The sequence below is a fragment of the Spirillospora sp. NPDC047279 genome, assembly GCF_040643285.1.
Taxonomy (GTDB): Bacteria; Actinomycetota; Actinomycetes; order Streptosporangiales; family Streptosporangiaceae; genus Spirillospora.
Genome location: NZ_JBEYUA010000004.1, coordinates 576,116 through 602,421 on the forward strand (window position 1 = coordinate 576,116; position 26,306 = coordinate 602,421).

The 26,306-nt window shown below is 72.1% G+C and carries 23 protein-coding genes; 13 read left to right on the forward strand and 10 right to left on the reverse strand.

Going from position 1 to position 26,306, the window contains the following annotated elements:
- Positions 1-2: 2 nt before the first annotated feature.
- Positions 3-1,610 (reverse strand): malate synthase A, encoded by a 1,608-nt coding sequence (gene aceB / locus ABZ810_RS13280; RefSeq protein ID WP_358402763.1) that lies wholly within the window; start codon positions 1,608-1,610, stop codon positions 3-5.
- A 318-nt stretch (positions 1,611-1,928) separates the two neighbouring features.
- On the opposite strand from aceB, the gene hflX reads away from it, so the two are divergent.
- The 5 genes from hflX (at position 1,929) to ABZ810_RS13305 (ending at position 9,497) form a co-directional block, all read left to right on the forward strand.
- Positions 1,929-3,308, forward strand: coding sequence for a GTPase HflX (gene hflX, locus ABZ810_RS13285; protein WP_358402876.1), 1,380 nt, complete (start codon positions 1,929-1,931; stop codon positions 3,306-3,308).
- Positions 3,309-4,111: 803 nt separating this feature from the next.
- On the forward strand, positions 4,112-5,326 hold the full coding sequence (hutI, locus tag ABZ810_RS13290; RefSeq protein ID WP_358402764.1) for an imidazolonepropionase: 1,215 nt from the start codon (positions 4,112-4,114) through the stop codon (positions 5,324-5,326).
- Between the two features lie 65 nt (positions 5,327-5,391).
- Positions 5,392-6,252, forward strand: a complete 861-nt coding sequence (locus ABZ810_RS13295) for a DegV family protein (protein WP_358402765.1) — start codon at positions 5,392-5,394, stop codon at positions 6,250-6,252.
- Between the two features lie 45 nt (positions 6,253-6,297).
- Positions 6,298-7,002, forward strand: coding sequence for a helix-hairpin-helix domain-containing protein (locus tag ABZ810_RS13300; protein ID WP_358402766.1), 705 nt, complete (start codon positions 6,298-6,300; stop codon positions 7,000-7,002).
- A gap of 386 nt (positions 7,003-7,388) precedes the next feature.
- Positions 7,389-9,497 (forward strand): ComEC/Rec2 family competence protein, encoded by a 2,109-nt coding sequence (locus ABZ810_RS13305; RefSeq protein ID WP_358402767.1) that lies wholly within the window; start codon positions 7,389-7,391, stop codon positions 9,495-9,497.
- 224 nt (positions 9,498-9,721) lie between these two features.
- Here ABZ810_RS13305 and ABZ810_RS13310 read toward each other — a convergent pair whose 3' ends face one another.
- The gene (locus ABZ810_RS13310) at positions 9,722-10,303 is read right to left on the reverse strand and encodes a TetR/AcrR family transcriptional regulator (RefSeq protein ID WP_358402768.1); all 582 of its coding nucleotides are present in this window, start codon (positions 10,301-10,303) and stop codon (positions 9,722-9,724) included.
- 98 nt (positions 10,304-10,401) lie between these two features.
- On the opposite strand from ABZ810_RS13310, the gene ABZ810_RS13315 reads away from it, so the two are divergent.
- The 3 genes from ABZ810_RS13315 (at position 10,402) to holA (ending at position 13,645) form a co-directional block, all read left to right on the forward strand.
- Positions 10,402-11,928: an FAD-dependent monooxygenase gene (locus ABZ810_RS13315; RefSeq protein ID WP_358402769.1), complete on the forward strand. Its 1,527-nt coding sequence runs from the start codon at positions 10,402-10,404 to the stop codon at positions 11,926-11,928.
- Positions 11,929-11,961: 33 nt separating this feature from the next.
- The gene (locus ABZ810_RS13320) at positions 11,962-12,618 is read left to right on the forward strand and encodes a CatB-related O-acetyltransferase (RefSeq protein WP_358402770.1); all 657 of its coding nucleotides are present in this window, start codon (positions 11,962-11,964) and stop codon (positions 12,616-12,618) included.
- A 61-nt stretch (positions 12,619-12,679) separates the two neighbouring features.
- A complete protein-coding gene (holA, locus tag ABZ810_RS13325) occupies positions 12,680-13,645 on the forward strand; it encodes a DNA polymerase III subunit delta (RefSeq protein WP_358402771.1) in 966 nt (321 codons plus the stop codon).
- A 48-nt stretch (positions 13,646-13,693) separates the two neighbouring features.
- On the opposite strand, the gene ABZ810_RS13330 is transcribed toward holA, so the two are convergent.
- The 3 genes from ABZ810_RS13330 to rpsT form a co-directional block, all read right to left on the reverse strand.
- The gene (locus ABZ810_RS13330) at positions 13,694-14,113 is read right to left on the reverse strand and encodes an SRPBCC family protein (protein ID WP_358402772.1); all 420 of its coding nucleotides are present in this window, start codon (positions 14,111-14,113) and stop codon (positions 13,694-13,696) included.
- On the reverse strand, positions 14,113-14,661 hold the full coding sequence (locus ABZ810_RS13335; protein WP_358402773.1) for an RNA 2'-phosphotransferase: 549 nt from the start codon (positions 14,659-14,661) through the stop codon (positions 14,113-14,115). Before ABZ810_RS13335 ends, ABZ810_RS13330 begins: the two co-directional genes overlap by 1 nt.
- Before the next feature lie 102 nt (positions 14,662-14,763).
- A complete protein-coding gene (gene rpsT, locus ABZ810_RS13340; RefSeq protein WP_358402774.1) occupies positions 14,764-15,033 on the reverse strand; it encodes a 30S ribosomal protein S20 in 270 nt (89 codons plus the stop codon).
- A gap of 212 nt (positions 15,034-15,245) precedes the next feature.
- On the opposite strand from rpsT, the gene lepA reads away from it, so the two are divergent.
- The gene (gene lepA, locus ABZ810_RS13345; protein ID WP_358402775.1) at positions 15,246-17,120 is read left to right on the forward strand and encodes a translation elongation factor 4; all 1,875 of its coding nucleotides are present in this window, start codon (positions 15,246-15,248) and stop codon (positions 17,118-17,120) included.
- A gap of 229 nt (positions 17,121-17,349) precedes the next feature.
- The gene (locus ABZ810_RS13350) at positions 17,350-18,102 is read left to right on the forward strand and encodes a Uma2 family endonuclease (protein ID WP_358402776.1); all 753 of its coding nucleotides are present in this window, start codon (positions 17,350-17,352) and stop codon (positions 18,100-18,102) included.
- 76 nt (positions 18,103-18,178) lie between these two features.
- Here ABZ810_RS13350 and ABZ810_RS13355 read toward each other — a convergent pair whose 3' ends face one another.
- The 3 genes from ABZ810_RS13355 to ABZ810_RS13365 form a co-directional block, all read right to left on the reverse strand.
- On the reverse strand, positions 18,179-18,664 hold the full coding sequence (locus ABZ810_RS13355; protein ID WP_358402777.1) for a DUF4870 domain-containing protein: 486 nt from the start codon (positions 18,662-18,664) through the stop codon (positions 18,179-18,181).
- A 90-nt stretch (positions 18,665-18,754) separates the two neighbouring features.
- Positions 18,755-20,203 (reverse strand): hypothetical protein, encoded by a 1,449-nt coding sequence (locus tag ABZ810_RS13360; protein WP_358402778.1) that lies wholly within the window; start codon positions 20,201-20,203, stop codon positions 18,755-18,757.
- A 76-nt stretch (positions 20,204-20,279) separates the two neighbouring features.
- The gene (locus ABZ810_RS13365; protein ID WP_358402779.1) at positions 20,280-21,155 is read right to left on the reverse strand and encodes a hypothetical protein; all 876 of its coding nucleotides are present in this window, start codon (positions 21,153-21,155) and stop codon (positions 20,280-20,282) included.
- A 221-nt stretch (positions 21,156-21,376) separates the two neighbouring features.
- Between ABZ810_RS13365 and ABZ810_RS13370 the strand changes: the two genes are divergently transcribed.
- Positions 21,377-21,817: a hypothetical protein gene (locus ABZ810_RS13370; RefSeq protein ID WP_358402780.1), complete on the forward strand. Its 441-nt coding sequence runs from the start codon at positions 21,377-21,379 to the stop codon at positions 21,815-21,817.
- A 23-nt stretch (positions 21,818-21,840) separates the two neighbouring features.
- On the opposite strand, the gene ABZ810_RS13375 is transcribed toward ABZ810_RS13370, so the two are convergent.
- Together ABZ810_RS13375 and ABZ810_RS13380 are read right to left on the reverse strand one after the other, a co-directional pair.
- A complete protein-coding gene (locus ABZ810_RS13375; protein WP_358402781.1) occupies positions 21,841-22,446 on the reverse strand; it encodes a hemerythrin domain-containing protein in 606 nt (201 codons plus the stop codon).
- Positions 22,447-22,458: 12 nt separating this feature from the next.
- Positions 22,459-23,988, reverse strand: coding sequence for an MFS transporter (locus ABZ810_RS13380; protein ID WP_358402782.1), 1,530 nt, complete (start codon positions 23,986-23,988; stop codon positions 22,459-22,461).
- A gap of 114 nt (positions 23,989-24,102) precedes the next feature.
- Between ABZ810_RS13380 and ABZ810_RS13385 the strand changes: the two genes are divergently transcribed.
- Together ABZ810_RS13385 and hemW are read left to right on the forward strand one after the other, a co-directional pair.
- A complete protein-coding gene (locus ABZ810_RS13385; RefSeq protein ID WP_358402783.1) occupies positions 24,103-25,005 on the forward strand; it encodes a MarR family transcriptional regulator in 903 nt (300 codons plus the stop codon).
- Between the two features lie 81 nt (positions 25,006-25,086).
- Positions 25,087-26,301, forward strand: coding sequence for a radical SAM family heme chaperone HemW (gene hemW / locus ABZ810_RS13390; RefSeq protein ID WP_358402784.1), 1,215 nt, complete (start codon positions 25,087-25,089; stop codon positions 26,299-26,301).
- The last annotated feature ends 5 nt before the right edge of the window (positions 26,302-26,306 follow it).

Genomic DNA, 26,306 nt, shown 5'->3' on the forward strand with positions numbered 1-26,306 from the left:
TCCTACGGGAAGCGGATGTAGGCCGGAGTCGTCAGGAACTCCTTGTACTCGTCCGCGAGCGTGACCTCCTTGAAGAGGGCCACGGCGTCGTTGTAGCGCGGCTCGTTGAACGAGTCGCCCAGCTCCTCGCGGATCTTGGCGAGCTCATCGTCGAGGATCTGCTCCACCCACTCCTTGGTGATCTTCCGCCCCTCCTTGGTGGAGATGCCGTTGTAGATCCACTGCCAGACCTGCGAACGCGAGATCTCGGCGGTCGCCGCGTCCTCCATCAGGTTGTGGATCGCCACCGCGCCCGAGCCGTTCAGCCAGGTCGCCAGGTAGCGCAGCGCCACGTCGACGTTGCCGCGCAGGCCCGCCTCGGTGATGTCGCCCGGGGTGGCGGCCACGTTGAGCAGGTCGGCGGCCGAGACATTGACCTCCTCGCGGAGCCGGTCGCGCTGGTTGGGCTTGTCGCCCAGCACGCCGTCGAACACCTCGCGGCAGACCGGCACCAGGTCGGGGTGGGCGACCCAGGAGCCGTCGAAGCCGTCGCCGGACTCGCGGGCCTTGTCGGCCCGCACCTTCTCCAGCGCGACCTTGTTGACCTCCTCGTCCCTGCGCGACGGGATGAACGCCGCCATGCCGCCGATCGCGTGCGCGCCGCGCTTGTGGCACGTGCGGACGAGCAGCTCGGTGTACGCGCGCATGAACGGCGCGGTCATGGTGATCGCGTTCCGCTCCGGCAGCACGAAGTCGGGGCCGCGGTCGCGGAACTTCTTGATCACGGAGAAGAGGTAGTCCCAGCGGCCCGCGTTGAGGCCCGCCGAGTGGTCGCGCAGCTCGTACAGGATCTCCTCCATCTCGAACGCGGCCGGGATGGTCTCGATCAGCACGGTCGCGCGGATGGTGCCGCGCGGGATCTCCAGGGTGTCCTGGGCGAGGTTGAACGCGTCGTTCCAGAGCCGCGCCTCGAGGTGGCTCTCCATCTTGGGCAGGTAGTAGTACGGCCCCTTGCCCTTCTCCACCTGGCGGCGCGCGCTGTGGAAGAAGTAGAGGGCGAAGTCGAAGAGCGACCCGGAGACGGGCTCGCCGTCGACCAGGAGGTGCTTCTCCTCCATGTGCCATCCGCGCGGGCGGACCACGATGGTGGCGAGCTCCTCGTCGGCCTTGAGCGCGTACGACTTGCCGCTCTTGGGGTCGGTGAAGTCGATCGTGCGGTCGAGGGCGTCGCGCAGGTTGAGCTGGCCCTCGATCATGTTGTTCCAGAGCGGGGTGTTGGCGTCCTCGAAGTCGGCCAGCCACACCTTGGCACCGGAGTTGAGCGCGTTGATCGTCATCTTCCGGTCGGTCGGACCGGTGATCTCCACCCGGCGGTCCTCGAGGCCGCGGGCGGGGGCGGCCACCCGCCAGGTCTCGTCCGCGCGGACCTCGGCGGTCTCGGGGAGGAAGTCCAGGGTGCCGCCCGCGGAGAGGCGGGCCTGCCGGTCGGCGCGGGCCTGCAGAAGCTCCTTGCGCCGGGCGCCGAGCTCGCGCTGCAGCGTGGCGACCAGGCTGAGCGCGTCAGGCGTCAGGATCTCGTCGTACCGCTCGTGGAGGGGGCCGGTGACCTCCACGCCTTCGAGTGCAGCCATCTGCCTGCCCTTTCGTATCGTGAAAACTCGCTTTTGTTTTGCGGAGAACGCTACTCGCCGGTACGGGAACCGGTCAAAGCGGGTCCCCTGGTCAGCACGGCTCCGCTGGGTATCCCCGGGTTGGCGGGGGATAATCGAACGACCGGCCGTCGTGGGCGTGAGACGATCGCTGGATCCGTCGCGAGGGAAGAGACGCCTGGGCGGCGGTGTTCTACGACACGTATGACTCACGTTATTTCTGCAGACCAGGAGACCGATATCCGCAACGAGATCGAGCGGGACGAGATCGAGTTCACGGGCCTCGACGCTGACGAGCCGATGACCGGCGAGCTCGACCTCGAGGACAGGCGGGCGCTGCGCCGCGTCGCCGGACTCTCCACCGAGCTCACCGACGTCACCGAGGTCGAATACCGGGCCCTGCGGCTCGAACGGGTCGTCCTGGTGGGGGTCTGGACCGAAGGCACCGCCGACCAGGCCGAAAACTCGCTGCGCGAGCTGGCCCTGCTCGCCGAGACCGCCGGCTCGGAGGTCCTGGAGGGACTCAGCCAGCGCCGCGTCCGGCCGGACGCCGCGACCTACATCGGCTCCGGCAAGGCCGCCGAGCTCCGCGACATCGTCATCTCCACCGGCGCCGACACCGTCATCTGCGACGGCGAGCTGGCGCCCAGCCAGCTCCGGCACCTGGAGGAGATCGTCCAGGTCAAGGTGATCGACCGGACCGCGCTGATCCTCGACATCTTCGCCCAGCACGCCAAGAGCCGCGAGGGCAAGGCCCAGGTCGAGCTCGCCCAGCTCGACTACCTGCTCCCGCGCCTGCGCGGCTGGGGCGGCAACCTGTCCCGCCAGGTCGGCGGCCGGGCGGCCGGCGGCGTCGGCATCGGCGGCCGCGGGCCCGGCGAGACCAAGATCGAGCTGGACCGCCGCCGCATCCGCACGCGGATGGCCAAGCTGCGCCGCCAGATCGCCGAGATGTCCAAGGCGCGCGACACCAAGCGCGGCGAACGGCGCCGCAACGCCGTCCCGGCCGTCGCCATCGCGGGCTACACCAACGCGGGCAAGTCGTCGCTGCTCAACCGGCTGACCGGTGCCGGTGTCCTGGTGGAGAACGCGCTGTTCGCCACCCTCGACCCGACGGTCCGGCGGGCCGAGACGCCCGGTGGCCGCGCCTACACCCTGGCCGACACCGTCGGCTTCGTCCGCCACCTGCCGCACCAGCTCGTCGAGGCGTTCCGCTCGACGCTCGAGGAGGTCACCGACGCGGGCCTGGTCCTGCACGTCGTCGACGGCTCCGACCCCGATCCCGAGGCGCAGCTCGACGCCGTGCGCGAGGTGCTGCGCGAGATCAACGCCGACTCGATCCCCGAGATCGTCGTCATCAACAAGGCCGACGCCGCCGACGACCTCAGCCTCGCGCGCCTCCAGCGCCGCGAACCGCACAGCGTCGTGGTGTCCGCCCGCACGGGCCAGGGCATCGACGCGCTGCGCGAGCTGATCGAGCGCGACCTGCCCGGGCTGGAACGCGAGATCCACGCCGTCGTCCCGTACGAGCGCGGCGATCTCGTCGCCCAGGTCCACGAGCGCGGCGAGGTCGTCAAGCAGGACCACGTCGCGGAGGGCACCGTGCTGCACGCGCGCGTCCCCGCCGACCTGGCCGGCGAGCTCGAACGTTACGCCGAGCAGTCGGCCACAACCTCCTAACCTCGTCACGTTCACAACGTCACTCTCCGGAGTGATGTGCTGGTCCGGGCGAGGCCTTAGGGCCCGACGAGTCGGGTGGGGCGCGGCTGGCGCCCGCCCGCTGGTCCGGCTCACCGCCGTGCGGTGCCGCCGGACCATGCTGCTCGACCATGCCGCTCGACCATGCCACTCGACCATGCCGCTCGACCACTCCTGGAGGGGCAGGGCCGGGTTCGCGCACCACCATTCGTTTGCGCGGATATCGGCCGGGAGAGGCGGGCGGGTTCCCGGTCCGGGCGCGGGTCCGGTTTCGGGCCCGGCGAATGTCGCGTGCGGCCTAATGCCGGTCGCCCTACGGTGACAGCTTCTCCATTCCGCTTGACGGACCTGCGGGAGTCCGTACGGTCGTAGGACTAAGGACGTGGGGACGTGGCGATGGGGAGCGACCATATATTTCGTGGATTATTGACTGATCTGCGCAGTTTGTCCGGTTGCTCTACGGTGACGGCCAGTGCGAACGCGCGGGTCTCCCGGCCCTGTCAGACAAGGGTTCCGGAAACTTCTTCCGAGATGGGTGCGTTTGTTGACCAGAGGTTGTCGCCCGGGCCTTCGGTGCACTACCGTGACGAAACCGATATCTCCGGTCTCGTTGCTCAAGGTGATCACTTGATCACCCTTCCCCCCAGTGGTGTTTCGCCGGCACCCAGTCGGCGTCTCAGATCGAGAGCAGGTGGCCCTCTGCATGGCATGTCTGCGTTCCAGGTCGAGGGCGGCCACAACGCCCGGTTCGGCCACGGCGTTGAATCACCCAGGTCGGTGACCCCATGACGGTACGGCTGTTGACGAACATCGGCAGGCTCTGGACGGGCACCGACGTCTGCAGCAACGCGGCCGTGCTCATCCACGACGACCGCATCGTCTGGGCCGGTCCCGCCTCCGACCTCCCGCAGAGCGTGCCCGGCATCATCGACGACATCGTCGACGTCGACCACGTGGAGAACCTCGGCGGCGGCCTCGTCACGCCCGGTCTCATCGACGCCCACTCGCACCCGGTCTACGCGGGCAACCGCTGGGCCGAGCTCGCCATGCGCACCAGCGGCTCCTCGCACTCGGCGATCACCGCGGCCGGCGGCGGCGTCAACTCCACCGTCACCGTGACCCGCGGCACCGACCCCTGGACCCTGTGCAACGCCGTCCGCGAGCGCCTGCGCCAGTGGATCCTCGCGGGCACCACCACGGTCGAGGCCAAGACCGGCTACCACCTCACCCGCGACGGCGAGCTGGCCGACATCCGCATGCTGCGCTCGCTCGAGGGCGAGCCGTCCATGCCGCGCATCCACGCCACGTTCCTGGCCGCGCACATCCTGCCGCCCGAGTTCTTCGGCCGCCGCCGCGACTACATCGAGGCCGTCCGCCTCTGGGCCGGCGACGCCGCCGCCGCGGGCGCCGACTCGATCGACGTCTACTGCGACGAGGGCCACTTCACCGCCGAGGAGGCCCGCGCCCTCCTCCTCACCGGCAAGCGTGCGGGCCTCAAGGCGCGCATGCACGCCTGCGCCAACGAGCGCATCGGCGCCGCCCAGGTCGCGGCCGAGGTCGGCTGCGCCTCCGCCGACCTGCTCACCCAGGCCAACGACGACGACATCAAGGCCCTCGCGCACGCGGGCGTGACCGCGACCGTCTGCCCTGGCAGCGCCCTCAACAGCGCACGCCCGCCGGCCCCGGTCCGCGCCATGCTCGAACGCGGCGTCACCGTCGCCCTCGGCACCGACCACAACCCGGGCCAGTGCGGCATCACCTCGATGCCGCTCGTCATCGGCCTCGCGGTCGCCATGTTCGGCCTGAGCGTCACCGAGGCCCTCCGCGCCGCCACCCTGGGCGGGGCCGCCGCCCTGCGCGTCGGCGACCGCGGTTCCCTCGCGCCCGGCATGCTCGCCGACATCGTGCTCTGGGACGCCGACCACGAGGGCGCCTTCGCCTGGGCCTTCGGTCTCCGTGCCCTCCGGGTCTGGCGAGGCGGGGTGCCCGTCCAGCCCTGACCCGCGAAAAATGATCGTTACTCGCCGATAATTCGGCTTCGCCCCCAAGGGGATAACCTCGCCTCATGGCAAGCGTGGTCGCGGTCGTCACGGACTCCACCTCCTACCTCCCTCCGGGGCTCGCCGAACGGCATGAGCTCACCGTCGTCCCGCTGCAGATCGCCATCGGCGGCCAGGTGCGGGACGAGGACGAGATCACCGCCGCCGAGGCCGCGCGGGCGCTCAAGGAGTGGCACCCGGTCACCACGTCCCGCCCGTCCCCCGAACGTTTCGCACACGCCTACAAGGCGGCCGCCGGAGCGGGCGCGACCGCCATCGTCTCCGTCCACCTGTCCGCCGCCATGTCCGGCACGTTCGAGGCCGCCCGCCTCGCCGCCGAGGACGCGCCCGTCCCCGTCCGCGTCGTCGACTCCGGCACGATCGGCATGGGCCTCGGTCTCTCCGCCCTGTCCGCCGCGGCGGCCGCCCTCGCCGGCGCCGACGCCGCCGAGGTCGAGGCGGCCGCACTGCGCCGCGCCGAGCTCTCACGCTCCCTCTTCTACGTCGACACCCTCGAGCACCTCCGCCGCGGCGGCCGCATCGGCGCGGCCCAGACCCTCCTCGGTTCGGCCCTCATGGTCAAGCCCCTGCTCAACATCGTCGACGGCAGGATCGCCCCCCTCGAAAAGGTCCGCACCTCGGCCCGCGCCCTGGCCCGCCTGGAAGAGCTCGCCGTCGAGACCGCCGCCCGCTACCCGTCCGTCGACCTGGCCGTCCAGCACCTGTCCGCCGCCCAGCGCGCCGAGACGCTGGCCGCCCACCTGCGCGAACGCATCCCCAACGTGGAGGACGTCTACCTGGGCGAGGTCGGCCCGGTCATCGGCGCCCACTCCGGGCCCGGGATGCTCGGGGTCGTCGTGGCGCCTCAGCCGGTTATCCACAATTAGCGACACCCCTGTCGCCCTGCGTTCTCGCTCCCTAACGTCGGCCGGGTGAACCTCTCCGACGCCACCGAACGGCTCCACGCGCTGCTCGAACGCCGGCGCCCTCCGGCGGGCGGCCCGCCCGCGGCGTCCTTACGTTCCGAGCCCGAGCCGCCCCTCCGCGATCGCCTCGACCCCGGCCTCCCCGGAGCCCGTGCCCTGGCCCTCCTGGGCGTCCTCGCCGCCCTGGCCGCCGCCGTCTATCTCTGGCTCTCCCGGCCTCGCCCCGACCCACCCCCACCCGCCGCGGCCCGCACCTCCCTCTCCGCCGTGACGCCCACCCCGCCGAGCCAGCTGATAGTCCACGTCTCGGGCAAGGTCCGCCGTCCCGGCATAGTCCGCCTCCCCACCGGCTCCCGGGTCGCCGACGCCATCCAGGCGGCAGGCGGCGTCAACGCCGGAGCTCGCACGGACACCCTCAACCTGGCCCGCAAGCTCCTGGACGGAGAACAGATCCCGGTAGGCGTTCCCCAGCCCTCCCCACCGCCCGTGCCGGCCGCGGGAGCGACGAACGCCCCCGGCGCACCCCTCGACCTCAACACCGCCACCGTCCAGCAACTTGACGAACTCCCCGGCGTCGGCCCCGTCCTGGCCCAGCGGATCGTCGACTACCGCGCCCAGCACGGCTCCTTCCGGTCGGTCGACCAGCTCCAGGAGGTCTCAGGCATTGGCACCCGCCGCTTCTCCGAGCTCAAACCGATGGTGCGCGTATGACCGGCCTGCTCGGCGAGCCACCAGAGCGACGCGGACCAGACCTCCGCCTGCTCCCTCCCGCCCTCGCGACCTGGTCCGCAGCCGCCATCGCCCTGGGGCTGCCCCCCGTGTTCTCCTCCTTCCTGGCTGCCACCACCGCCGCGGCAGCCGCCCTTCTTCTCACGACCCACCCCCGCAGGAGATCACCCACCGGGCCGGCAGGCGACCCGGGCGCAGGACGTGGTGCCGGTGTCGGGCACGCCGATGGATCAAGCGGCGACCCGGGTGTGGGGCGTGGCGGGGGTTCAGGTGGTGGCTCGGGTGTGGGGCGTGGGCGGGGTGTGAGACGTGGCGCGGGTGCGGGGCATGGCGTGAGCCGGCGTGGGGGAGCGGGGCGGGGTGGCCCGGTGCGGCGGATCGGCGTGATCGCGGGGGTGGTCCTGGCGTGCGTCGCGGCCTCGTCGGCGGGGGCGGGCATGCGGGTCGCGGCGGTCGAGGGCGGGCCCGTACGGGAGATGGCACGGGCGGAGCGGGTGGTCGAGCTGGAGGCCGTCGTCACGGGTGAGCCGCAGGCCACGGCGACGGCACGGCGTCCGGTCTTCCTGGTGCGGGCGCGGGCGGAGGTGGTGCAGCGGACCCGCGTCCGGGTGCCGGTTCTGCTCATCGCGGCGGACCCTCGCTGGTCGGGCCTGGTGCCGAGCCAGCGGGTGCGGTCGACCGCGCGGCTGGACGTGCCCCGGCACGGCGAACTCCTGGCCGCGGCCGCGGTCGTACGGGGCCCACCGCGCGTTCTGGGATCTCCCTCACGGGCCCAGCGCGCGGCGGAGTCCGTCCGCACGAAGTTACGTCAGGCCGTCGAACGATTGCCGGACGACCAGCGGGGCGTGCTGCCGGGCATGGTCGTCGGCGACACGTCGCGGCTGGACGACGCGCTGGCCGAGGACTTCCGTACGGCGGGACTGTCCCACCTGCTCGTCGTGTCCGGCGCGAACCTGGCGATCGTGATCGGGGCGGTGCTGGCGGCGTGCCGCTTCGCGGGTCTGGGGCGGCGATGGTCGCCGCTCGTCGCCGGCCTCGCGGTCATCGGCTTCGTCCTGGTGGCACGGCCCGAGCCGAGCGTCCTGCGCGCCGCGGTCATGGGAACGATCGGGCTGCTCGCCCTGCTCAGCGGCCGGGAACGGCAAGGCCTGCCCGCTCTGTGCGCGGCGGTCATCGTGCTGGTGCTGGTCGACCCGTCGCTGGCCAGGTCGTACGGGTTCGCGCTCTCCGTCGTCGCCACGGCGGGACTGCTCGTGCTCGCTCCTCCCTGGCGCGAGCGCCTGCGCCGCCGGATGCCGGGCTTCCTTGCCGATGCCCTGGCGGTCGCGGCCGCGGCACAGATCGCGGTCTCGCCCCTCCTGGTGACGCTCTCAGGCGAGCTCGGCCTGGTCGCGATCCTCGCGAACCTGCTGGCGGCCCCCGCGGTCGCACCCGCGACCCTCCTGGGAGCGCTGGCGGCACTGGTCGCGTTCGTCAGCCTTCCGCTGGCGCGCCTGGTGGTGTGGCCGGCAGGGCTCGCGGTCGGCTGGATCGTCTGGATCGCCCGCGCCGCGGCGGACCTGCCGTTCGCCTCCGTCGTGTGGCCGGGCGGGGCGTTCACGCTGCTGCTCACCGGCGTCGCCGCGTACGCGGTCCTCCGCTGGCGGCCGGCCCGCCTGGTGTGCGCGGCCCTCGTCACCGGCGTGCTCGTGGCCTTCGTCGGGCTCCGGTGCACCGCGCCGGGCTGGCCACCGCGAGACTGGATGCTGGTCGCCTGTGACGTCGGCCAGGGGGACGGGCTCGTCCTCTCCGTCGGCGAGGGCCGCGCGGTCGTCGTCGACGCGGGCCCGGATCCCGGCCTGATCGACGGCTGCCTCCGCCGCCTCGACGTGCGCGGTGTCGCGATGCTGGTGCTGACCCACCCCCACGCGGACCACGTCGATGGCGTGGCGGGCGTCCGGCGCGGCCGGGCGGTGGACATGGTGCTCACCACGCCCCGCACCTCGGGCAAAGAGACCCGCCTGCTGGGCGGCCTGCCCGTCCAGGTCGCCGGCCCCGGCCAGGAATGGACGGTCGGCGAACTGACCCTCTCCATCCTGGGCCCGCCCGACGGCCCGCGTCTCACGTCCGATGACGACGGCACCGCGATCAACAACGCCAGCATCGTCATGGTGGCCCGCCGTCCCGGCTTCAGCGCGCTCCTGGCGGGCGACGTGGAGACCGAGGCTCAGCAGTCCCTCGCCCCCGGCGTCCCGCCGGTGCAGGTCCTCAAGGTCGCGCATCATGGGTCCCGCCGCCAGGACCCCGCGTTCACCCTGGCCACCCGCGCGAAGATCTCCATCATCTCCGTCGGCCGGGACAACGACTACGGCCACCCGTCCCCGCCCACCATGGCCCTGCTCCACCGCCTGGGCGCCCGCGTCCACCGCACCGACGAACGGGGGGACGTCGCCGTGATCCGCACCAGCCGAGGCCCGGCCACGCTCACCCGCCGCTGACCACCGCACGCGACGGGACCGCCCTAAAGATCGTGTGGGTGCGGTGGTGATCCGGAGGCTGGGGCCGCTGCCCGGCCGGGAAGGGATCATCTGTGGTCGGTGCCGGGGGGGTCAGGATTCGGCGGCCAGGCGTTCCTTGGCCCACTGGTCGGCGGCCTGGGGGTCGGTGGTGCCCATCACGAGGAGGCAGGCGGGGCCGGGGTGGCGGGTCGGGGTGCGCAGCTTCAGGGGGGTGGCCTCATTCCGGTGAAGAGGGCGGTGAGGATCCGGTCGACGTAGTCATGGGTCAGGGGCTCCTGGGTGATCAGGAACTGGAAGTACAGCGGGCCGGACAGGATCGCCATCGCCAGGTTGAGGTCGAAGTCGGGCGACAGCTGGCCCTGGTCTCGGGCCGTCTTCAGCCGGGCGACGGTCTTGTCCGCCTGCGGGGCGATGAAGCGCTCGTTGAGCGCGGCGGCGACGTGAGGGTCGTACTGGGCCTCACCGACCAGGGCCTGGAACAGCGGTCCGAAAGGTGGCCTGCCCATGAGGTCGATGGCCGCGTGGATCTGCGCGCGCAGGTCGGCGGCGACGTCGCCGGTGTCGGGGTAGTCCAGATCGGCCTCGTGCAGCGACAGCAGCGAGTCGAGCAGCAGGGCCCCTTTGGACGGCCATCGGCGGTAGATGGTGTGCTTGCCGACACCGGCGCGGGCCGCGACCGCTTCGATGCTGAGTCTGGAGTAGCCGATCTCCTCGCCCAGTCGCAGCGTGGTCCGCATGATGGCCTCGGTCAGATCGGCGCCACGGCGGTTGCGCTTGTCGGTCATACCGCCACCCTATCGGCACGGCACGTGCCGTACTTGACATCGAGGTCCCGTCTCGGGCATCGTTCGGCACGGCACGTGCCGTTTTGAGAGGGGAGTGCGTGAACGCTGACGTGATCATTGTGGGCGCAGGCCCGACCGGTCTGATGCTGGCCGGTGAACTGCGCCTGGCCGGGGTGCGGCCGCTCGTGCTGGAGCGGCAGCCGCACGTCCGGGACACGCCGAAGGCCGGGGGCCTGGGCGGGCAGATCCTGGAGCTGCTGGACTACCGGGGCTTGCTGGAACGTTTCGAAGCGGCCTGCACCGACCCCATCCCGGCGCCCCGATTCCCGTTCGGCGGTGTGCATCTGGACCTCACCCGGCTGGCGGATTCCCCGATGCACGCCCTGCCGCTCCCGCAGCACCGGCTCGAGAGGCTGCTCGACGAACGCGCCGGTGAGCTGGACGTCGACATCCGCCGCGGACACCAGGTGGTCGGGGTGAGCCAGGACGACGCCGCGGTGACCGTGGACGTGCGCGGCCCGGACGGGCCCTACCGCGTGATCACCCGGTACCTCGTGGGCTGCGACGGCGCGCGCAGCCGGGTCCGTGACCGGGCCGGAATCGCGTTCCCCGGCACCACCTATCCGGAGGTCAACCGGCTGGCCCAGGTCACCCTGCCCGAAACGGTGACCGTGCTCGGCGACGGCGGCCTCGACGTTCCCGGCTTCGGCACGATCAGCGCGGGTTTCACCCGGACGGAAGGTGGTCTGTTCGGAATCGGCGCGTCGCCGGAGTCCGAGGTCGTGTCCCTCTACACCGTCGAGGACGAGACCACCGAGTACGACGACGACGTGCCGATGACCGTGGCCGAGCTGCGGGAGAGCCTCCGCCGCGTTCTCGGCGTGGATCTGCCCGTGGGAGAACCGAGGCGGCTGTCGCGGTTCACCTTCAAGGCCCGGCAGGCCGAGCGCTACCGTGCGGGGCGGATCATGCTGGCCGGTGACGCGGCCCATCTGTTCCCCGCCACCGGCGTCGCGATCAACGCCGGCATGCTCGACGCGGTCAACCTGGCCTGGAAGCTGGCCGCCGACGTCCACGGCTGGACGCCGCCCGGCCTGCTGGACACCTACCACGGCGAACGCCACCTCGCCGGCGCCCGCACCCTGCTGCACACCCGGGCTCAGGTGGCACTGCGGCGCGGGCACGACCCGGCCGCCGAAGCGCTCCGGGATCTCTTCCAGGAGCTGCTCCTCGACGAGCAGCCGCTGCGGCGCATGGGGGCACTGCTGGCGGGTGCCGACATCCGCTACCCGATGCCCGGCTCCGACCGCCACGCGCTGGTGGGCGCCTTCGCTCCCGACCTCGCCCTGCACACCGACCAGGGCGTGAGCCGCGTCGCGGAGCTCATGCACCCCGCGCGCCCCGTCCTCCTGGACCTCGCCGGCCGCGAAGACCTGCGCGAGACCGCCCGAGGCTGGGGGCGGCGCGTCGACGTCCACACCGCCAAGACCGATGATCGGCCGGCCGACGCCCTGCTGATCCGCCCGGACGCGCACATCGCCTGGGCCGCGACCATCGACGAGCCGGCCGACAGCGCCGCGCCCGCGCTGCGCGAAGCTTTCTCCGCGTGGTTCGGCACCCCCTGACGTCCTCCTCAGATCCAGGAAAGGAAACGATTCGTGACCCCGCTCGTTCCCGCCGACCCGACCGTGGTGCATCCGATGCCCGGACAACCGCGGGTGGTGCTGCTGAAGCCACTGGTCACCTCGCCGCTGATCGAGGTCGGGGAGTTCTCCTACTACGACGACCCGGACGATCCGACCGCGTTCGAGACCCGCAACGTGCTCTACCACTACGGCCCGGAGAAGCTGGTCATCGGGAGGTTCTGCGCGCTGGGGGAGGGGTTGCGGTTCATCATGAACGGCGCCAACCACCGCATGGACGGCCCCTCGACGTTCCCGTTCCCGATCATGGGCGGCTCGTGGGCCGGGCACTTCGACCTCATCACCGGCCTGGCCGGGCGCGGGGACACCGTGGTCGGCAGCGACGTCTGGTTCGGGTACGGGGCCATGGTGATGCCCGGCGTCCGCATCGGCCACGGAGCGATCATCGCCTCCGGGTCCGTCGTCGTCGACGACGTCCCGGACTACGGGATCGTGGGCGGCAACCCCGCCAGGCTCCTCCGGCGCCGCTACGACGATGCCGACGTCGACCGCCTCCTGGCCCTGGCCTGGTGGGACTGGCCGCTCCAGCACATCACCGAGCACATCCGCACGATCATGTCCGGAAGCATCGACGACCTGGAGAACGCGGCGCCCGCGCCTCCGCACCGATGACCCCGCGCGAGGGGCGGCGTCGGCGGCGCGATCAGGGCGTGGGGCGTGGCATGCTGCTGGGGTGCCTGCTGACCCCATCACGCTGATCGTCGGTGACGAAGAACTGCTCGTGGACCGTGCGGTCGGTGACGTGGTCGCCACCGCGCGCGCGGCGGATCCGGAGGTCGAGGTGATCGACCTCATGCCGGGCGGGCTGGAGACGGGACGGCTGGCCGAGCTCACCTCGCCGTCGTTGTTCGGCAGCGGCAAGGTGCTGGTCCTGCGGTCGTCCCAGGACCTGGGGAAGGACCTGGCCGCCGAGGTGCTCAACTACGCCAAGAACCCGGCCGAGGACGTCGCGCTGGTGGCCGTTCACGCGGGCGGCGCGAAGGGCAAGGCCCTGGCCGACGGGCTCGCCAAGGCGGGGGCACGCAAGGTCATCTGCCCGAAGGTCACCAAGATGGGCGAGCGGATCGACTTCCTCCGGGCGGAGATCCGGCGGCATGGCGGGAAGATCTCGGCGGACGCGGCGCGCGGCCTCCTGGACGCGGTCGGGAACGACCTGCGGGAGCTCGCCGGGGCGTGCAGCCAGCTGGTCGCCGACACGGGCGGGAAGATCGACGACGCGGCGGTCGCCCGCTACTACCGGGGCCGGGCCGAGGTCAGCGGGTTCACGGTGGCGGACAAGGCCATCGAGGGGCAGCTGGCCGACGCGTTGGAGCAGCTGCGCTGGGCTCTGGCGACCGGTGTGGCGCCCGTCCTGATCGTCAGCGCGCTGGCTCAGGGCGTCCGAGGGCTCGCGAAGGTGGGGGGAGCCCCGCGGGGTGCGCGGGGGGCCTCTCTGGCCAAGGATCTCGGCATGCCGCCGTGGAAGATCGACCGGGTGCAGCGCCAGCTGCGTGGATGGTCCGGGGACGGCGTCGCCCGGGCCCTGGGGACCGTGGCCGAGGCCGACCTGGCGGTGAAGGGCGGCGCCGCGGATCCCGCGTACGCCCTGGAGAAGGCCGTCAGCGACATCGTCGCCGCCCGCAACGCCGGCGCCCGCTGAACGCCCGATCAGGCCACGCCCGAACGCGCGCCCAGGGGTCGACGGTCGTCAGGATTCGGCTTTGGCCTTGAGGCCTTGGGCTTCCATGCCGACGTAGCGGCGGGTCAGGCGGCCGGCCAGGAGGGCGAACAGCGGGGCCAGGGGGCCGGACTGGCGCAGGGCCAGACGGACGGTGACGGTGCCATCCGGGTTCGTGGTCAGGTAGTGGGCGCCGGTGGTGGTCACGCCGGGGCTGCGGGACTCCCAGGTGAAGGACTTCTCGGGGACGAACTCGGTGACGGTCCAGACGGCGGCGGGGAGCCTGGGCTGGTGGACGCGGGCCTGGCTGCCCTCGCCGAACGGGGCGTCGGTGACGAGTTCGACGCGGTCGACGGAGGCGGTCATGTCGGGCCAGCCGGTGACGTCGGCCAGGAGCCGCCAGACCGTGGCGGGGGAGGCGTCGATGGTGACGGTGACTTCGTGGCGCATCAGCCGGGGATCCTCAGGTAGGCGGGCGGGACGGAGCCGACGAGCCAGACGCCGTTGGCGCTGACGCGGAACTCGTGGCCGTCGGCGGCCATGCGGGCCGAGTCGATCACCAGGATGACGGGGCGGCCGCGGCGGGCGCCGACCCGGGTGGCGGTCTCACGGTCGGGGGAGAGATGGACGGCGTGGCGGTTCATGGGCAGGAGGCCGTCGCGGAGGATCGCGTCCAGCGAGGCGCCCACCGTGCCGTGGTAGAGGGTGGCCGGTGGGGCGACCACGGGCAGGTCCAGTTCGACTTCGACGGAGTGGCCCTGGCTGGCCCGGATGCGCGTGCCGTCGTCGCTGTAGGCGTAGCGCTTCTTGTCGTTGGACGCGACGACGTGGTCGAGCTCTTCGCGGGTGACGTGGAAGTTGTTGCGGGCGCAGGCCGCGAGGAGGTCGTCGACGGAGACCCAGCCGGCCCGGTCGAGGGTCAGGCCGATGCGCCCGGGATCATGGCGCAGGTGTTTGGCCAGATACTTGGAGATCTTGACGGTCCGGCGGTCGTCCATGGAGATCACCGTACGGGGTCAAGCAGGGCGCCGCCGCCTGATTTTTGCAGCGCGAAAACGCCGTAGCCCGTTCGGGCTACGGCGTCTCGGGCGCCGGGGGTCCTACTTGGCCTGCAGGGCGGCGGCCTGCTTGGCGATCGCCGACTTGCGGTTGGCGGCCTGGTTCTTGTGGATGACGCCCTTGCTGGCCGCGACGTCGAGCTTGCGGGCGGCCGAGCGCTGGGCGGCGACCGCCTCGTCGACGTTGCCGGCCTCGGCGGCCTCGCGGAACTTGCGGATCGCCGTCTTCAGCTCGGACTTGACGGCCTTGTTGCGCAGGCGAGCCTTCTCGTTCTGCTTGTTCCGCTTGATCTGGGACTTGATGTTAGCCACGTCGAATGAGCCTCAAAGGTCGATGGTTACCATGGGTTGCGTTCACCGGCCGAGGGCCGGTACCGACGGCGGCCGCGGTGCCCCACGGCACGACGCAACGCCACACGCAGTCGCACAGCCTACCAATCCCCGGGCCCTCACCCAAACCGAACGGCGTGCGGAGCATGCCGCCCGGCATGGGATTATGGGATACGGCAAGATCTGCCACATCCATGTCCACGAGTCTTTGTGAACGGACCCCGGTGCCAGCGCCTCTGCCCAACAAGACCGATCCCGCGATCATCCGCAACTTCTGCATCATCGCGCACATCGACCACGGCAAGTCGACGCTCGCCGACCGCATGCTTCAGCTCACCGGAGTCGTCGAGGAGCGCCAGATGCGCGCCCAGTACCTCGACCGCATGGACATCGAGCGGGAACGCGGCATCACGATCAAGAGCCAGGCCGTCCGGCTGCCCTGGACGGGCGCCGACGGCGTCGACTACGTGCTCAACCTGATCGACACGCCCGGCCATGTCGACTTCTCCTACGAGGTCTCGCGGTCGCTGGAGGCGTGCGAGGGCGCGGTGCTGCTGGTGGACGCGGCGCAGGGCATCGAGGCGCAGACGCTCGCCAACCTGTACCTGGCGATCGAGGCCGACCTGCACATCATCCCGGTCCTCAACAAGATCGACCTGCCCGCGGCGCAGCCCGACAAGTACGCCGGGGAGATCGCCGGGATCATCGGCTGCGACCCCGGCGACGTGCTGCGGGTGTCGGGCAAGACCGGCGAGGGCGTCACCGAGCTCCTCAACAACATCGTCGAGACCGTGCCGGGCCCGGTGGGCGACCCGGACGCGCCGGCGCGGGCGCTGATCTTCGACTCGGTCTACGACACCTACCGCGGCGTGGTCACCTACGTGCGGATCATCGACGGGCACCTGTCGCGCCGCGAGAAGAGCCTGATGATGTCGACGGGCGCGGCCCACGAGACCCTCGAGGTCGGGGTCATCTCGCCCGAGCCCAAGCCGGTGGACGGGCTGGGCGTCGGCGAGGTCGGCTACCTGATCACCGGCGTGAAGGACGTCCGGCAGGCGCGGGTCGGTGACACCGTCACCGTCGCGTCCAAGGGCGCCACCGAGCCGCTCGGCGGCTACCAGGACCCCAAGCCGATGGTGTTCTCCGGCCTCTACCCGATGGACGGCGACCAGTACCCCGACCTGCGCGACGCGCTCGACAAGCTGCGGCTCAACGACGCCGCGCTGATCTACGAGCCGGAGACGTCGGCGGCGCTGGGCTTCGGCTTCCGGTGCGGCTTCCTCGGGCTGCTGCACATGGAGATCGTCCGTGAGCGGCTGGAGCGCGAGTTCAACCTGTCGCTGATCTCCACCGCGCCGAACGTCATCTACCGGGTCGACATGGAGGACGGGACCGAGCACACGGTCACCAATCCCAGCGAGTTCCCCGAAGGCAAGATCGCCGAGGTGTACGAGCCGATCGTCAAGGCGACGCTGCTGGCCCCGTCCGAGTTCATCGGCGCGATCATGGAGCTGTGCCAGGGCCGCCGCGGCGTCCTGCTCGGCATGGACTACCTGTCCGAGGACCGCATCGAGATCCGCTACACGCTGCCGCTCGCCGAGATCATCTTCGACTTCTTCGACCAGCTGAAGTCGCGGACGCGCGGCTACGCCTCCCTCGACTACGAGCCCAGCGACGAGCAGGTCTCCGACCTGGTCAAGGTCGACATCCTGCTGCAGGGCGAGTCGGTCGACGCGTTCAGCCAGATCGTCCACAAGGACAAGGCCCGCGAGTACGGCCTGATGATGACCTCCAAGCTCAAGGAGCTCATCCCGCGGCAGCAGTACGAGGTGCCCATCCAGGCCGCCATCGGCGCCCGCATCATCGCCCGCGAGAACATCCGCGCCATCCGCAAGGACGTCCTCGCCAAGTGCTACGGCGGCGACATCTCCCGCAAGCGCAAGCTGCTGGAGAAGCAGAAGGAGGGCAAGAAGCGGATGAAGACCATCGGAAGGGTCGACGTCCCGCAAGAGGCCTTCGTCGCCGCCTTGTCCACCGGTGAGCCGTCCGGGGACAAGGCGAAGAAGTAGCGTCCTGCGGGCGCGGCAAGAAGCGGATGCCGTGTTCGATGCGGAAGGGTCGACGTCCCGCAGGAGGCCTTCGTCGCCGCCCTGTCCACCGGTGAGCCGTCCGGGGACAAGGCGAAGAAGTAGCGCACGGAGAAGTAGCGCGCGGCGTTCCGGGAGAGCGGGTTTCAGGGAACGTCTCGAAATCGCAAAACGGCGGTGACGCGGTGTCCCCGCGTGGACACTAGGCGTTGTGACCCATACGTTGCTGCATCAGGTTCTCGTTTCCGACCTGGTGGTCCCGATCGGCATCGCGGAGACGCCCGAGCAGGCGTCCCGCACGGGGGCGGGTGCACGGCTCGCCGACACCACCTGGCTGCGTTCGGACCTCATGGTCTTCACCCGGGGCCAGGACTCCGGCGACCCCGCCTCCATCGAGGGCGCGCCGCTGCTGGCCGTCGAGATCACCTCGGACGCGTCGCGCGAGGTGGACCTCGGCGCCAAGAAGGACCTGTACGAACGGTACGGGGTGCCGTCCTACTGGGTCGTCGACCTCAAGGGCGACGAGCCCGAGATGCAGGTGTTCGAGCTGAGCGACGACGGGCGGTACGCCGAGGAGGCCCGCGTCACCTGGGGCCGTACCTGCACGCTGACCAGGCCCTTCCCGATCGAGCTCGCACCCGACCAGATCTTCGACCGGCTGCCCCGGCCGCCCGCCAACAGGAGGGGGACCCACGTGCCCGCCCACGCCCACCGCACCGGCCCGGACCTGCCGCACTGCGAGGAGCCCATTCTGATCGACTCGTTCGGCCGCTGGCCGACCGGCGCCGAGAAGGTCGAGCTGTGGGACGGCTGCCCCGTCTTCTACGGGGCCTGGGACGAACGCGACGTCGCGATCGCCGAACGTGCCTATCCCGGCCGTGTCGTTCGGCTCGACCAGCCGCCGGGGGAGCCCGGCACCCTGACCGTCCTGCCCGGCCCCGGAGTGCCGGCCGACGACGCGTGACACCTTGGCCCGTCCGCGGGCGGTGCCGCCCGGCTCGCCGGTCGTCCCCGCGTCGGCTGCCGGGCGGTCGCGTGGGTTACTTGAAGATGGGCCAGGCCACCGGTGCCGGGACGCGGCGGAACTCGCCGCGGTTGGCCGCGCGGGCGCCGTACACGAGGTAGAACATCACGACGGCGGTGAAGCCGAGCGGGATCCAGATCATCACCTCGACGGCGAGCGACAGCAGGCCGCCGACCAGCCAGACGACGATCGCGGCGATGCCCATGTCGAGCGCCTGGGCGGCGTGCTTGCGGACGAAGGGCGACCGGCCCTTGCCGACGAACGCGACGGCGGGCGCGATGGCGCCGACGAGGAACTGACCCACGTACGCCATCAGCGCCCAGGTCTTGTCGTCGCTGCTCACCTGGCCGAAGTGGCCCGGCATCTGGGCGGTGCCGCCGTGCGGGGGCTGCTGCCACTGCTGCTGTTGCGGGGGCTGCTGCCACTGCGGGCCCTGCGGCTGCTGCCAGGCGGGGCCCTGGTGGGGTTGCTGACCGGGCGACGGGGGAGGCCCGTAGGCCATGAGGCGTGTCCTCTCGAAGAAGAGCTCTTGGCGAAGTCTACGACTACTACGACTACTTGGACGCGCCTGGAGTTCGCCGGTTCCCCTCGTTCAGCCGGCCCTCCACAACACGGCGGTGGGCGACTGGCGGGTCAGCGTCGCCGAACCGCTCCACGTGATGGCGGACGGGCCGGGCAGGTAGCCGGTCCGGAGGAAGAAGCCGCGGTTGACCGCCGTGACCGTCGCCGGGGCGCCGTTGTCACCGAGGCCCACCGGGAGGCGGACGGCCTCCACGCTCGCGATGTCGGCGATCGTGGTGCCCGTGGGCAGTTCGACGGTCGTGGCGGCGGGGCCGTCGCGTTCGATCGACCAGCTCGGTTCGCCGTGGTCGGAACGGTAGAGCGTCCCCGGGTCGCGCTTGAGGCGGACACCGAGCGCGACGCCGGGGGCGGACCCGAGGCCGGTGGCGGCGCCGGTGCTCTTGGCGATCTCGACGAACAGGTACGCGCGCTGGTCGCCGACCGCCTTCGTGGCGGGATCGGAAGGGCTCTCGATCTTGCCCTCGCGGGTCATCTCCTGCGCCATGAGGCGGTAGGTCCACGGTTCGCGGTCCATGACGACCTCGCGGGCGCGGTCGGCGGGCTTGGTGCGGGACGCGTCGAGCAGGAAGCGCAGCGGCGCGTCCGGGCTGATCACGTCGCAGAGGTTGTTGTTCGACGTGCAGGTCTGCAGGACGGGATGGTCGCCCTCGTACCGTCCTCGGAACGTGAACGTGAGGTGCTGGGGAGCCTGGTAGACGCCGGGCGCGACGCGGCGGCCGGAGGCGTCGACCTCGACGCGGTAGACCCATTCGATGTCGGTCGTGCGGCCCCACCTGGCCATCAGCGCGGGGCTGTCGGTGCCGCCGTCCTCGTTGCTCCACACGATCGAGTACTCGATGATCCGGTGGCCGGGCGTGGTGGCGGGCCTGGAGTCGTGCCAGGCGATCAGCGGCAGGTCGGTGGTGGCGTTCTGGTACGGGTCGCCGCCGAACGGCCAGCCCGTGCGGCCCACGAGGACGGGCGCGTGCCGGAGGGCCACCTGGTCGGCCTCGGGGATCCGGACGGCGGGGCCGGCGAGGGTGACGCGGCGGGCGGCGGGCGCGCTGCCGCGTGCGAAGCGCAGCGTGACCTCGTGCTCGCCGCGCTTCACCGCGCCGAGGCCGAGGCTGCGCGCGGTGGGCGCCGAGGACGGCACGACCAGGTCGGTGACGTGCCGCCCGTCCACCGAGATCGCGACCACCGCCGACTCGGCGCCCGTGCGCGCCCAGGAGACGCCGGGGGCGGCGGCGGTGAACGAGATGACCGCCTCGCCGTCGCGGTCGGCGGTGAAGGCGAACGTGCGCGCCGGGCCGCCGCGGTCGACGGTGAGCGTGCTCACCACGGCGGACGCCGGCACCGCGGCCGCCGGCACGGCGGTGGACATGGCGGAGGCGGACGCGGAGGGGGACGCGGCGGGGACGAGAACGAGGGGTGCGCCGAGGAGGGCGCCGGTCACGGCGGAACGCGCGCGGCTGCTCATGATCAGGGAATCTAGGGAGCCCGTGTCGCGGTCCGGTGAAGAACCGGTTCCTCGTGGATGTCGGGATCGTTGAGGGTCACCGGCGGCGCGGGCGGGGCGGCTCCGGCCGCTGGAGCGAGACGCCGGTGAAGAGACCGCCGGGCGTGGCACGGTCCCCTTCGGGGCGGTAGAGCCGGAGGCCGAGCGCGGGCAGGTACGACATGCGCCCGCGTTCGACGATCTCGTTGCCGAGGCCGCGGAAGAGCGCGATCACGTCGTCGGCGGGTTCGTCCAGCAGGTCGATGCCGTCCATCCGCAGCCGCAGCTCCGGATTGCCGCCCCAGCCGGTGGTGCGTTCCCCGTAGATCTCGCCCACCCGCTCGTCGTCGCCGTCCAGCCGTTCGGTCGAGACGGCGAACAGCGAACGGCCGATCCAGATGCCGCGATGGTCGGCCCAGCCGCACAGGAACCGGGCCCGCGGCGGCCGGGTGCCGGACTGCTCGGCGACCGTGGCCAGCGTCGTCCAGGCGTCCGCGGACCGCGTGGTGAACCGCAGGTGCGCGTCCGGCAGGATCGCGCCCGCGCCCGGTTCGAGCGTCACGACGTACGGGGCCACCTTGCCCGGGAACCGTGCCGGGTCGGGGTCCCGCAGCGTGACGAGCCCCTCCCACTCGACCGGCGCCTCGACCGCGAACCACGAGATGTCGGCCTCGAGGCCGAGCTCGAGGAAGGTGCGGTCGGTCAGCGTCCGGGCGATGTGCTCGCGCAGGCCCTCGGCCGTCTCGTCGAGCCGGCGCGGCCACCACGGCGGCTCGGGGTCGCCGGTCGTCCAGTCGACGCCGGGACCGCCGAGGTCGGTGCGCTCCTCCGCGCCGTCCTTCTCGACGACGCGGCAGTGCCAGCCGCCGGAGTCGCCCCGCAGGACCACCCGCGTGGGCACCCGGCCGAACTTGACAGCCCCCTCGTTCCGCACTCCGAGACCCTATCCGCTCCGTGCGGGCGAAACGTGCCGCCGCCGGTCACCGGGCACGGCGCACCGAACGACCATGATCGTCCCGGATCGTCCGCGCGGAGTGCGCGGGGGTTGTGCGCGACACGGCCGGGGTCACTCGACCTGGACGGATATGTCGGTACGGTCGGATGGCCGTGGTCAACTCGGATGGCCGTGGTCAACTAGGTTCGGGAGGTTCGACCGTGCCCCACTCCGGGCAGGTGCTGCGTTCTCCGAAGGAGCGGGAAGCGGTCAACGGCGCGGTGCGCGCCCTGAGGTCGGCCGCCCCGTTCGGCTGGGAACGGCTCGGGTTCGAGTTCCGCGCGACCGTGGGCATCGACAGCGCCTCGTTCGAGGTCGTCGACGCGCACGGCTCGGCGCGGACCGCGATGCCGCCCGGGCAGGCGATCGGCAGGATGGACGAGCTGCGGCGGGCGATGTACCAGCGCGGCAAGGGCGCCTGGTTCACCGCGCGGCTCGAGGTGGAGCGGTCGGGGCGGGTGAGCGCCGAGTTCGACTATGACGGCGAGCCCGACTTCACGCCGCCGCTGACGCCCTCGGCCTACGTGCTCGATCTCGAACGTTTCCCCCGTACCGACGAGCACATCCCGGGCTGGCTGCGCGCCAAGCTGCGCGAGGCCTGACGCGCCCGGCCGCCGGCCGGCGCTCAGCCGGAGAGGACGGCCCAGCGGCGGGCGCGGACGTAGCGCGGCCGCCAGCCGACCCGGTAGACGAGCCGGGCCGGCAGCGGCAGCGAGGCGAGGAACGCGCCGCGTGACCCGCCGGGCGTGGCGTCGTCCATCAGCCAGGGGAAGAACTCCGCGGCGCCGCGGAGCCCCTGGCTCTTGCGGATGTGCGCCGCGAACGCGGTCCACTCGTCCTCGGTGACGAGCGGCAGCAGGTCCTGCTCCTCGTGGTCGAGGTGGTCGCGCAGGGCGGACGACAGCCGCGCCGCGTGCTCCCGCAGCCGCACCGGGTCGGGGTCGTCCATGACGACGTCGACCTCGTCCAGCAGCGGGTCGACGGCGGCGTGCTCGGCCTCCATGGCGTCCAGCAGGGCGAGCTCGTCCGGGTTGTCGGCCAGCCGCCTTCGCATCGGCGGCCACAACGCGGCGTCCTCGGCGCGGTGGTGGATCTCCAGCTGCCGGCGGAACGTCCGCCAGCCCGCCCGCACGGTCTCGTCGGCGCCCAGCCCCGCGTCGGCGGCGGCCCGCAGGCGGTCCAGGTCGCGGCGGAACGCGTCGTGCGCGGCGTACATCGGGGTGAAGTCCATCGTGGTCCTCCTTCAGGCGGCGTGCGCGGGCTCGGGCTTGGACACGGCGGGCGCGGGACCGGTCTGGTCGACGAAGTCCCGGCCGCGGATCAGCAGCAGCGACGACGCGGCCGAGAAGAGCGCGACGACCGCGCCGACGAGCAGGATCAGGTTGAGCCCGTCGACGAAGCCGGCCTGCGCCGCCGACACGACGATCTGGTTTCCGGTGCCCGCCGCCCCGGATCCCGCGCCGACGCCGTCGGCGATCTGGTGTGCCTGCGCGGCGAGCGGCGAGTCGAGCAGCCGGTCGGTGACGGTGTCGCGGAGCCGCCCGGCGAAGAGCGAGCCGAGCGCGGCGATGCCGGTGGCGATGCCGACCTGGCGGAACGTGGTGTTGATGCCCGAGGCCATCCCGGAACGGGCCGGCTCGACCACGCCGACGGCGGTGGAGGCCAGCGGCACGTTCACCAGCCCGGCGCCGATCCCGGCCAGGACGAGACCGGGGATCAGGTGCGTCCAGTCGGACGCCGGGGTCAGGCCGCGCATCAGTAGCAGGCCGATGCCGATCAGCAGGAAGCCGAGCGAGATCATCGCCCGTACCGGCACCACGGTGGTGAGGCGGCCGGCGATGCCGGCGGTCAGGAAGATCGCGCCGGTCAGGAAGAGCGTGCGCAGCCCGGTCTCCATCGCCGAGTGGCCCAGCTGCACCTGGAGGTAGAGCACGACATAGGTGAGCAGCGAGAACAGCGACGCGGAGATGCCGAACGCCGCGATCAGACCGCCGGTGAACGTGGGCTTGCGGAGCAGGGCGAAGTCCAGCATCGGGCGGCGCTGCACGGCCTCGGCGATCCCGAACGCGACCAGCAGCACCGCGGCGGCCGACAGGCTGATGACGGTGCGCGGCTCGGTCCAGCCCTCGGCGCTCTCGATCAGGCCGTAGACCAGGGCGGCGAGGCCGCCGGTGAACGTGACCAGGCCGGCCCAGTCGGTCCGGGCCGCGTTCGGGTCGCGCGACTCGTCCACCTTGAGCAGCGTGACCAGGACGGCGCCGATGCCGATCGGGATGTTGACCAGGAAGATCCAGCGCCAGGACAGCCCGGTGGTGATCACGCCGCCGAGCACCGGGCCGACCGCCACCGCGATGCCGGTGACCGCGCCGAAGACGCCGAACGCGACGCCGCGGTCCTTGCCGCGGAACGCGTTGCTCAGCAGCGCCAGCGAGGTCGCGAACATGATCGCCCCGCCGATGCCCTGCCCGGCCCGCGCCAGGTTGAGGAACATCGGGCCGGTGGCCGTCCCGCACAGCAGGGACCCGGCCGTGAAGATCGCGGTGCCGGCGGCGAAGAGCCTCCGGCGGCCCAGGCGGTCGGCCAGGGTGCCCGCGGTGAGGAGCCCGGCGGCCAGGGCCAGCGCGTAGGCGTCCAGTACCCACTGCAGGTCGGCGAGCGAGGCGTCGAACGAGTTCTGGATGTCGGGAAGGGCGACGTTCACGATCGTCACGTCCAGCAGCAGCATGAACACGCCGACGACGACCGCCACGAGAGTCCACCACTTGCGGGCCATCACGGCCCCCTTTCAGAGGAGATGCCTCACGCTAAAGTCATCTCTGTTAATCGTCAACCCTCTTAACGATCCATCTACTTATCTATCAAACGGGTTTGCTAACATGTGCGCACCGTGAACACCGATGACCGTCCCGCCGACGACCGCCCGGCCGTTGACCGGCTCGCCGGGTCCGCCCCGCCCGCGCCGGCGATCGCCGACTACGTCGGCTATCTGCTCGCGCGCGCGTTCAAGCGCGCCCGCGGTTGCGCCGAGCAGGCCATGCCGGACGGCCGGATGCCCCGCGAGCTGGGCGCCCTCTCGGTCCTGCACGAACGCGGGCCGGTCTCGCAGCGGGAGCTGGGCGAGCTGCTCGGGGTCAATCGGACGATCATGGTCAAGCTGGTCGACGGCATGGAGGCCGCCGGGCTGGTCCGCCGCGAGCGTGACCCCGGCGACCGGCGCTCGTACCGGATCACGCCGACGGCGGAGTCCGCCGCGACGCTCGACAGGCTGAGGGGCGCCGCCGACCGGGGCGAGGCCGTGCTGGTGGCCAGGCTCACGCGGGCCGAGCACGAGCGGCTCAACGAGCTGCTCGCCGGGCTGCTGCCGCCGTCCGCCGACCCGCCGCGCTCGCTGACCTCGAGCACCGGCTACCTGCTCGCCGCCACCCACTTCCACCTGCGCGACCGGGGCACCGACGCGATGCGCGGGCTGGGCATCGAGCCCCGCGACTTCGGCGTCCTGTCCGCCATCGCCGCCCTCGAGCCGTGCTCGCAGCAGCAGGTGGCGCGGGAGATGGGGGTCAGCGGGCCCGCGATCGTCGGCTCGTTCGACACCCTGCAGGCCGCCGGCCACATCGAGCGCGAGCGCAACCCCGACGACCGGCGCGAGCACGTCCTGCGCTGCACCGCGCGGGGGCGCGACATCCTGGCGCGGGCCCGCGCGATCAACGACGGCATCCACGACGACCTCGCCGGCCGGCTCACCCGGCCCGGCCTGGACGAGCTCCGCGCCCTCCTGACCAAGATCATCTGAGCCCGCCGTCCCGCGGTCACGGCCGGCGCCGCGCCGTCGTGGACGGTCCGAGCAGGGCGCGGGGGAGGGCAGACTTGAGGGGTGCCCGCGACCCTGCCCGACGGCGACCCCGTACCGGCCGACGGAAGCCTGCCCGGCAGCGCCCTGACGGGCCTGGGCGGCCCCGGCCGGCCGTTCGCCTTCTACGTGCACGTGCCGTTCTGCGTGACGCGCTGCGGCTACTGCGACTTCAACACCTACACGGCGACCGAGCTGGGCCCGGGCGCGAGCCGGGAGTCCTACGCCGAGACCGCGATCCGCGAGGTGCGGATGGCGCGGCGCGTGCTCGGCGGCACCGACCTGCCGGTGGAGACCGTGTTCGTGGGCGGCGGCACGCCGACGCTCCTGTCACCCGACGACCTGGGACGCGTCCTGGCGGCGATCGACGCGGAGTTCGGGCTGGCGCCGGGGGCCGAGGTCACCACCGAGGCCAACCCCGAGTCCGTCGACGAGGCCTACCTGGGCAAGCTGCGCGAGGTCGGGTTCACGCGCGTCTCGTTCGGCATGCAGAGCGCGCGCGAGCACGTCCTGGCGGTCCTGGACCGCACGCACACGCCCGGCCGGGTGCCGCAGGTGGTGCGGTGGGCGCGGGAGGCCGGGTTCGAGCACGTCAACCTGGACCTGATCTACGGCACGCCGGGGGAGGGCGACGACGACTGGCGGGCCTCGCTGGAGGCCGCGCTGGCCGCCGGTCCCGACCACGTCTCGGCGTACGCGCTGATCGTCGAGGAGGGCACCCGGCTGGCCGGCCAGGTGCGGCGCGGCGAGCTCGCGACCCCCGACGACGACGCCATGGCCGACCGCTACCTGCTGGCCGACGAGCTGCTGAGCGCGCACGGCCTGCGCTGGTACGAGATCTCCAACTGGGCGGCGGACGACGCGGCGGCCTGCCGCCACAACCTCCTCTACTGGACCGGCGCCGACTGGTGGGGCGTCGGCCCCGGCGCGCACAGCCACGTCGGCGGCACCCGCTGGTGGAACGTCAAGCACCCGGCCGCCTACGCGTCGCGGCTGGCCGAGGGCGTCACGCCCGCGCACGCCCGTGAGATCCTCGACGCCGGCGACCGCGCGATCGAACGGATCATGCTGGAGCTGCGGCTGGCCACGGGCTGCCCGGCCGAGCTGCTGGACGGCACGGCCGTACGCCGCGCGATCGCCGACGGCCTCGTCGAGCCGGAGCCGTACGAGCGCGGCCGCGCCGTCCTCACGCTGCGCGGCCGCCTGCTGGCGGACGCAGTCGTCCGCGACCTCACCTGAGGCCG

Excerpts from the sequence above, each read along its gene's own strand:
- aceB (WP_358402763.1), bottom strand. The coding sequence starts at position 1,610 with ATGGCTGCACTCGAAGGCGTGGAGGTCACCGGCCCCCTCCACGAGCGG.
- hflX (WP_358402876.1), top strand. The coding sequence starts at position 1,929 with ATGACCGGCGAGCTCGACCTCGAGGACAGGCGGGCGCTGCGCCGCGTC.
- hutI (WP_358402764.1), top strand. The coding sequence starts at position 4,112 with ATGACGGTACGGCTGTTGACGAACATCGGCAGGCTCTGGACGGGCACC.
- ABZ810_RS13295 (WP_358402765.1), top strand. The coding sequence starts at position 5,392 with ATGGCAAGCGTGGTCGCGGTCGTCACGGACTCCACCTCCTACCTCCCT.
- ABZ810_RS13310 (WP_358402768.1), bottom strand. The coding sequence starts at position 10,303 with ATGACCGACAAGCGCAACCGCCGTGGCGCCGATCTGACCGAGGCCATC.
- ABZ810_RS13330 (WP_358402772.1), bottom strand. The coding sequence starts at position 14,113 with ATGCGCCACGAAGTCACCGTCACCATCGACGCCTCCCCCGCCACGGTC.
- ABZ810_RS13335 (WP_358402773.1), bottom strand. The coding sequence starts at position 14,661 with ATGGACGACCGCCGGACCGTCAAGATCTCCAAGTATCTGGCCAAACAC.
- lepA (WP_358402775.1), top strand. The coding sequence starts at position 15,246 with ATGTCCACGAGTCTTTGTGAACGGACCCCGGTGCCAGCGCCTCTGCCC.
- ABZ810_RS13355 (WP_358402777.1), bottom strand. The coding sequence starts at position 18,664 with ATGGCCTACGGGCCTCCCCCGTCGCCCGGTCAGCAACCCCACCAGGGC.
- ABZ810_RS13360 (WP_358402778.1), bottom strand. The coding sequence starts at position 20,203 with ATGAGCAGCCGCGCGCGTTCCGCCGTGACCGGCGCCCTCCTCGGCGCA.
- ABZ810_RS13375 (WP_358402781.1), bottom strand. The coding sequence starts at position 22,446 with ATGGACTTCACCCCGATGTACGCCGCGCACGACGCGTTCCGCCGCGAC.
- ABZ810_RS13380 (WP_358402782.1), bottom strand. The coding sequence starts at position 23,988 with ATGGCCCGCAAGTGGTGGACTCTCGTGGCGGTCGTCGTCGGCGTGTTC.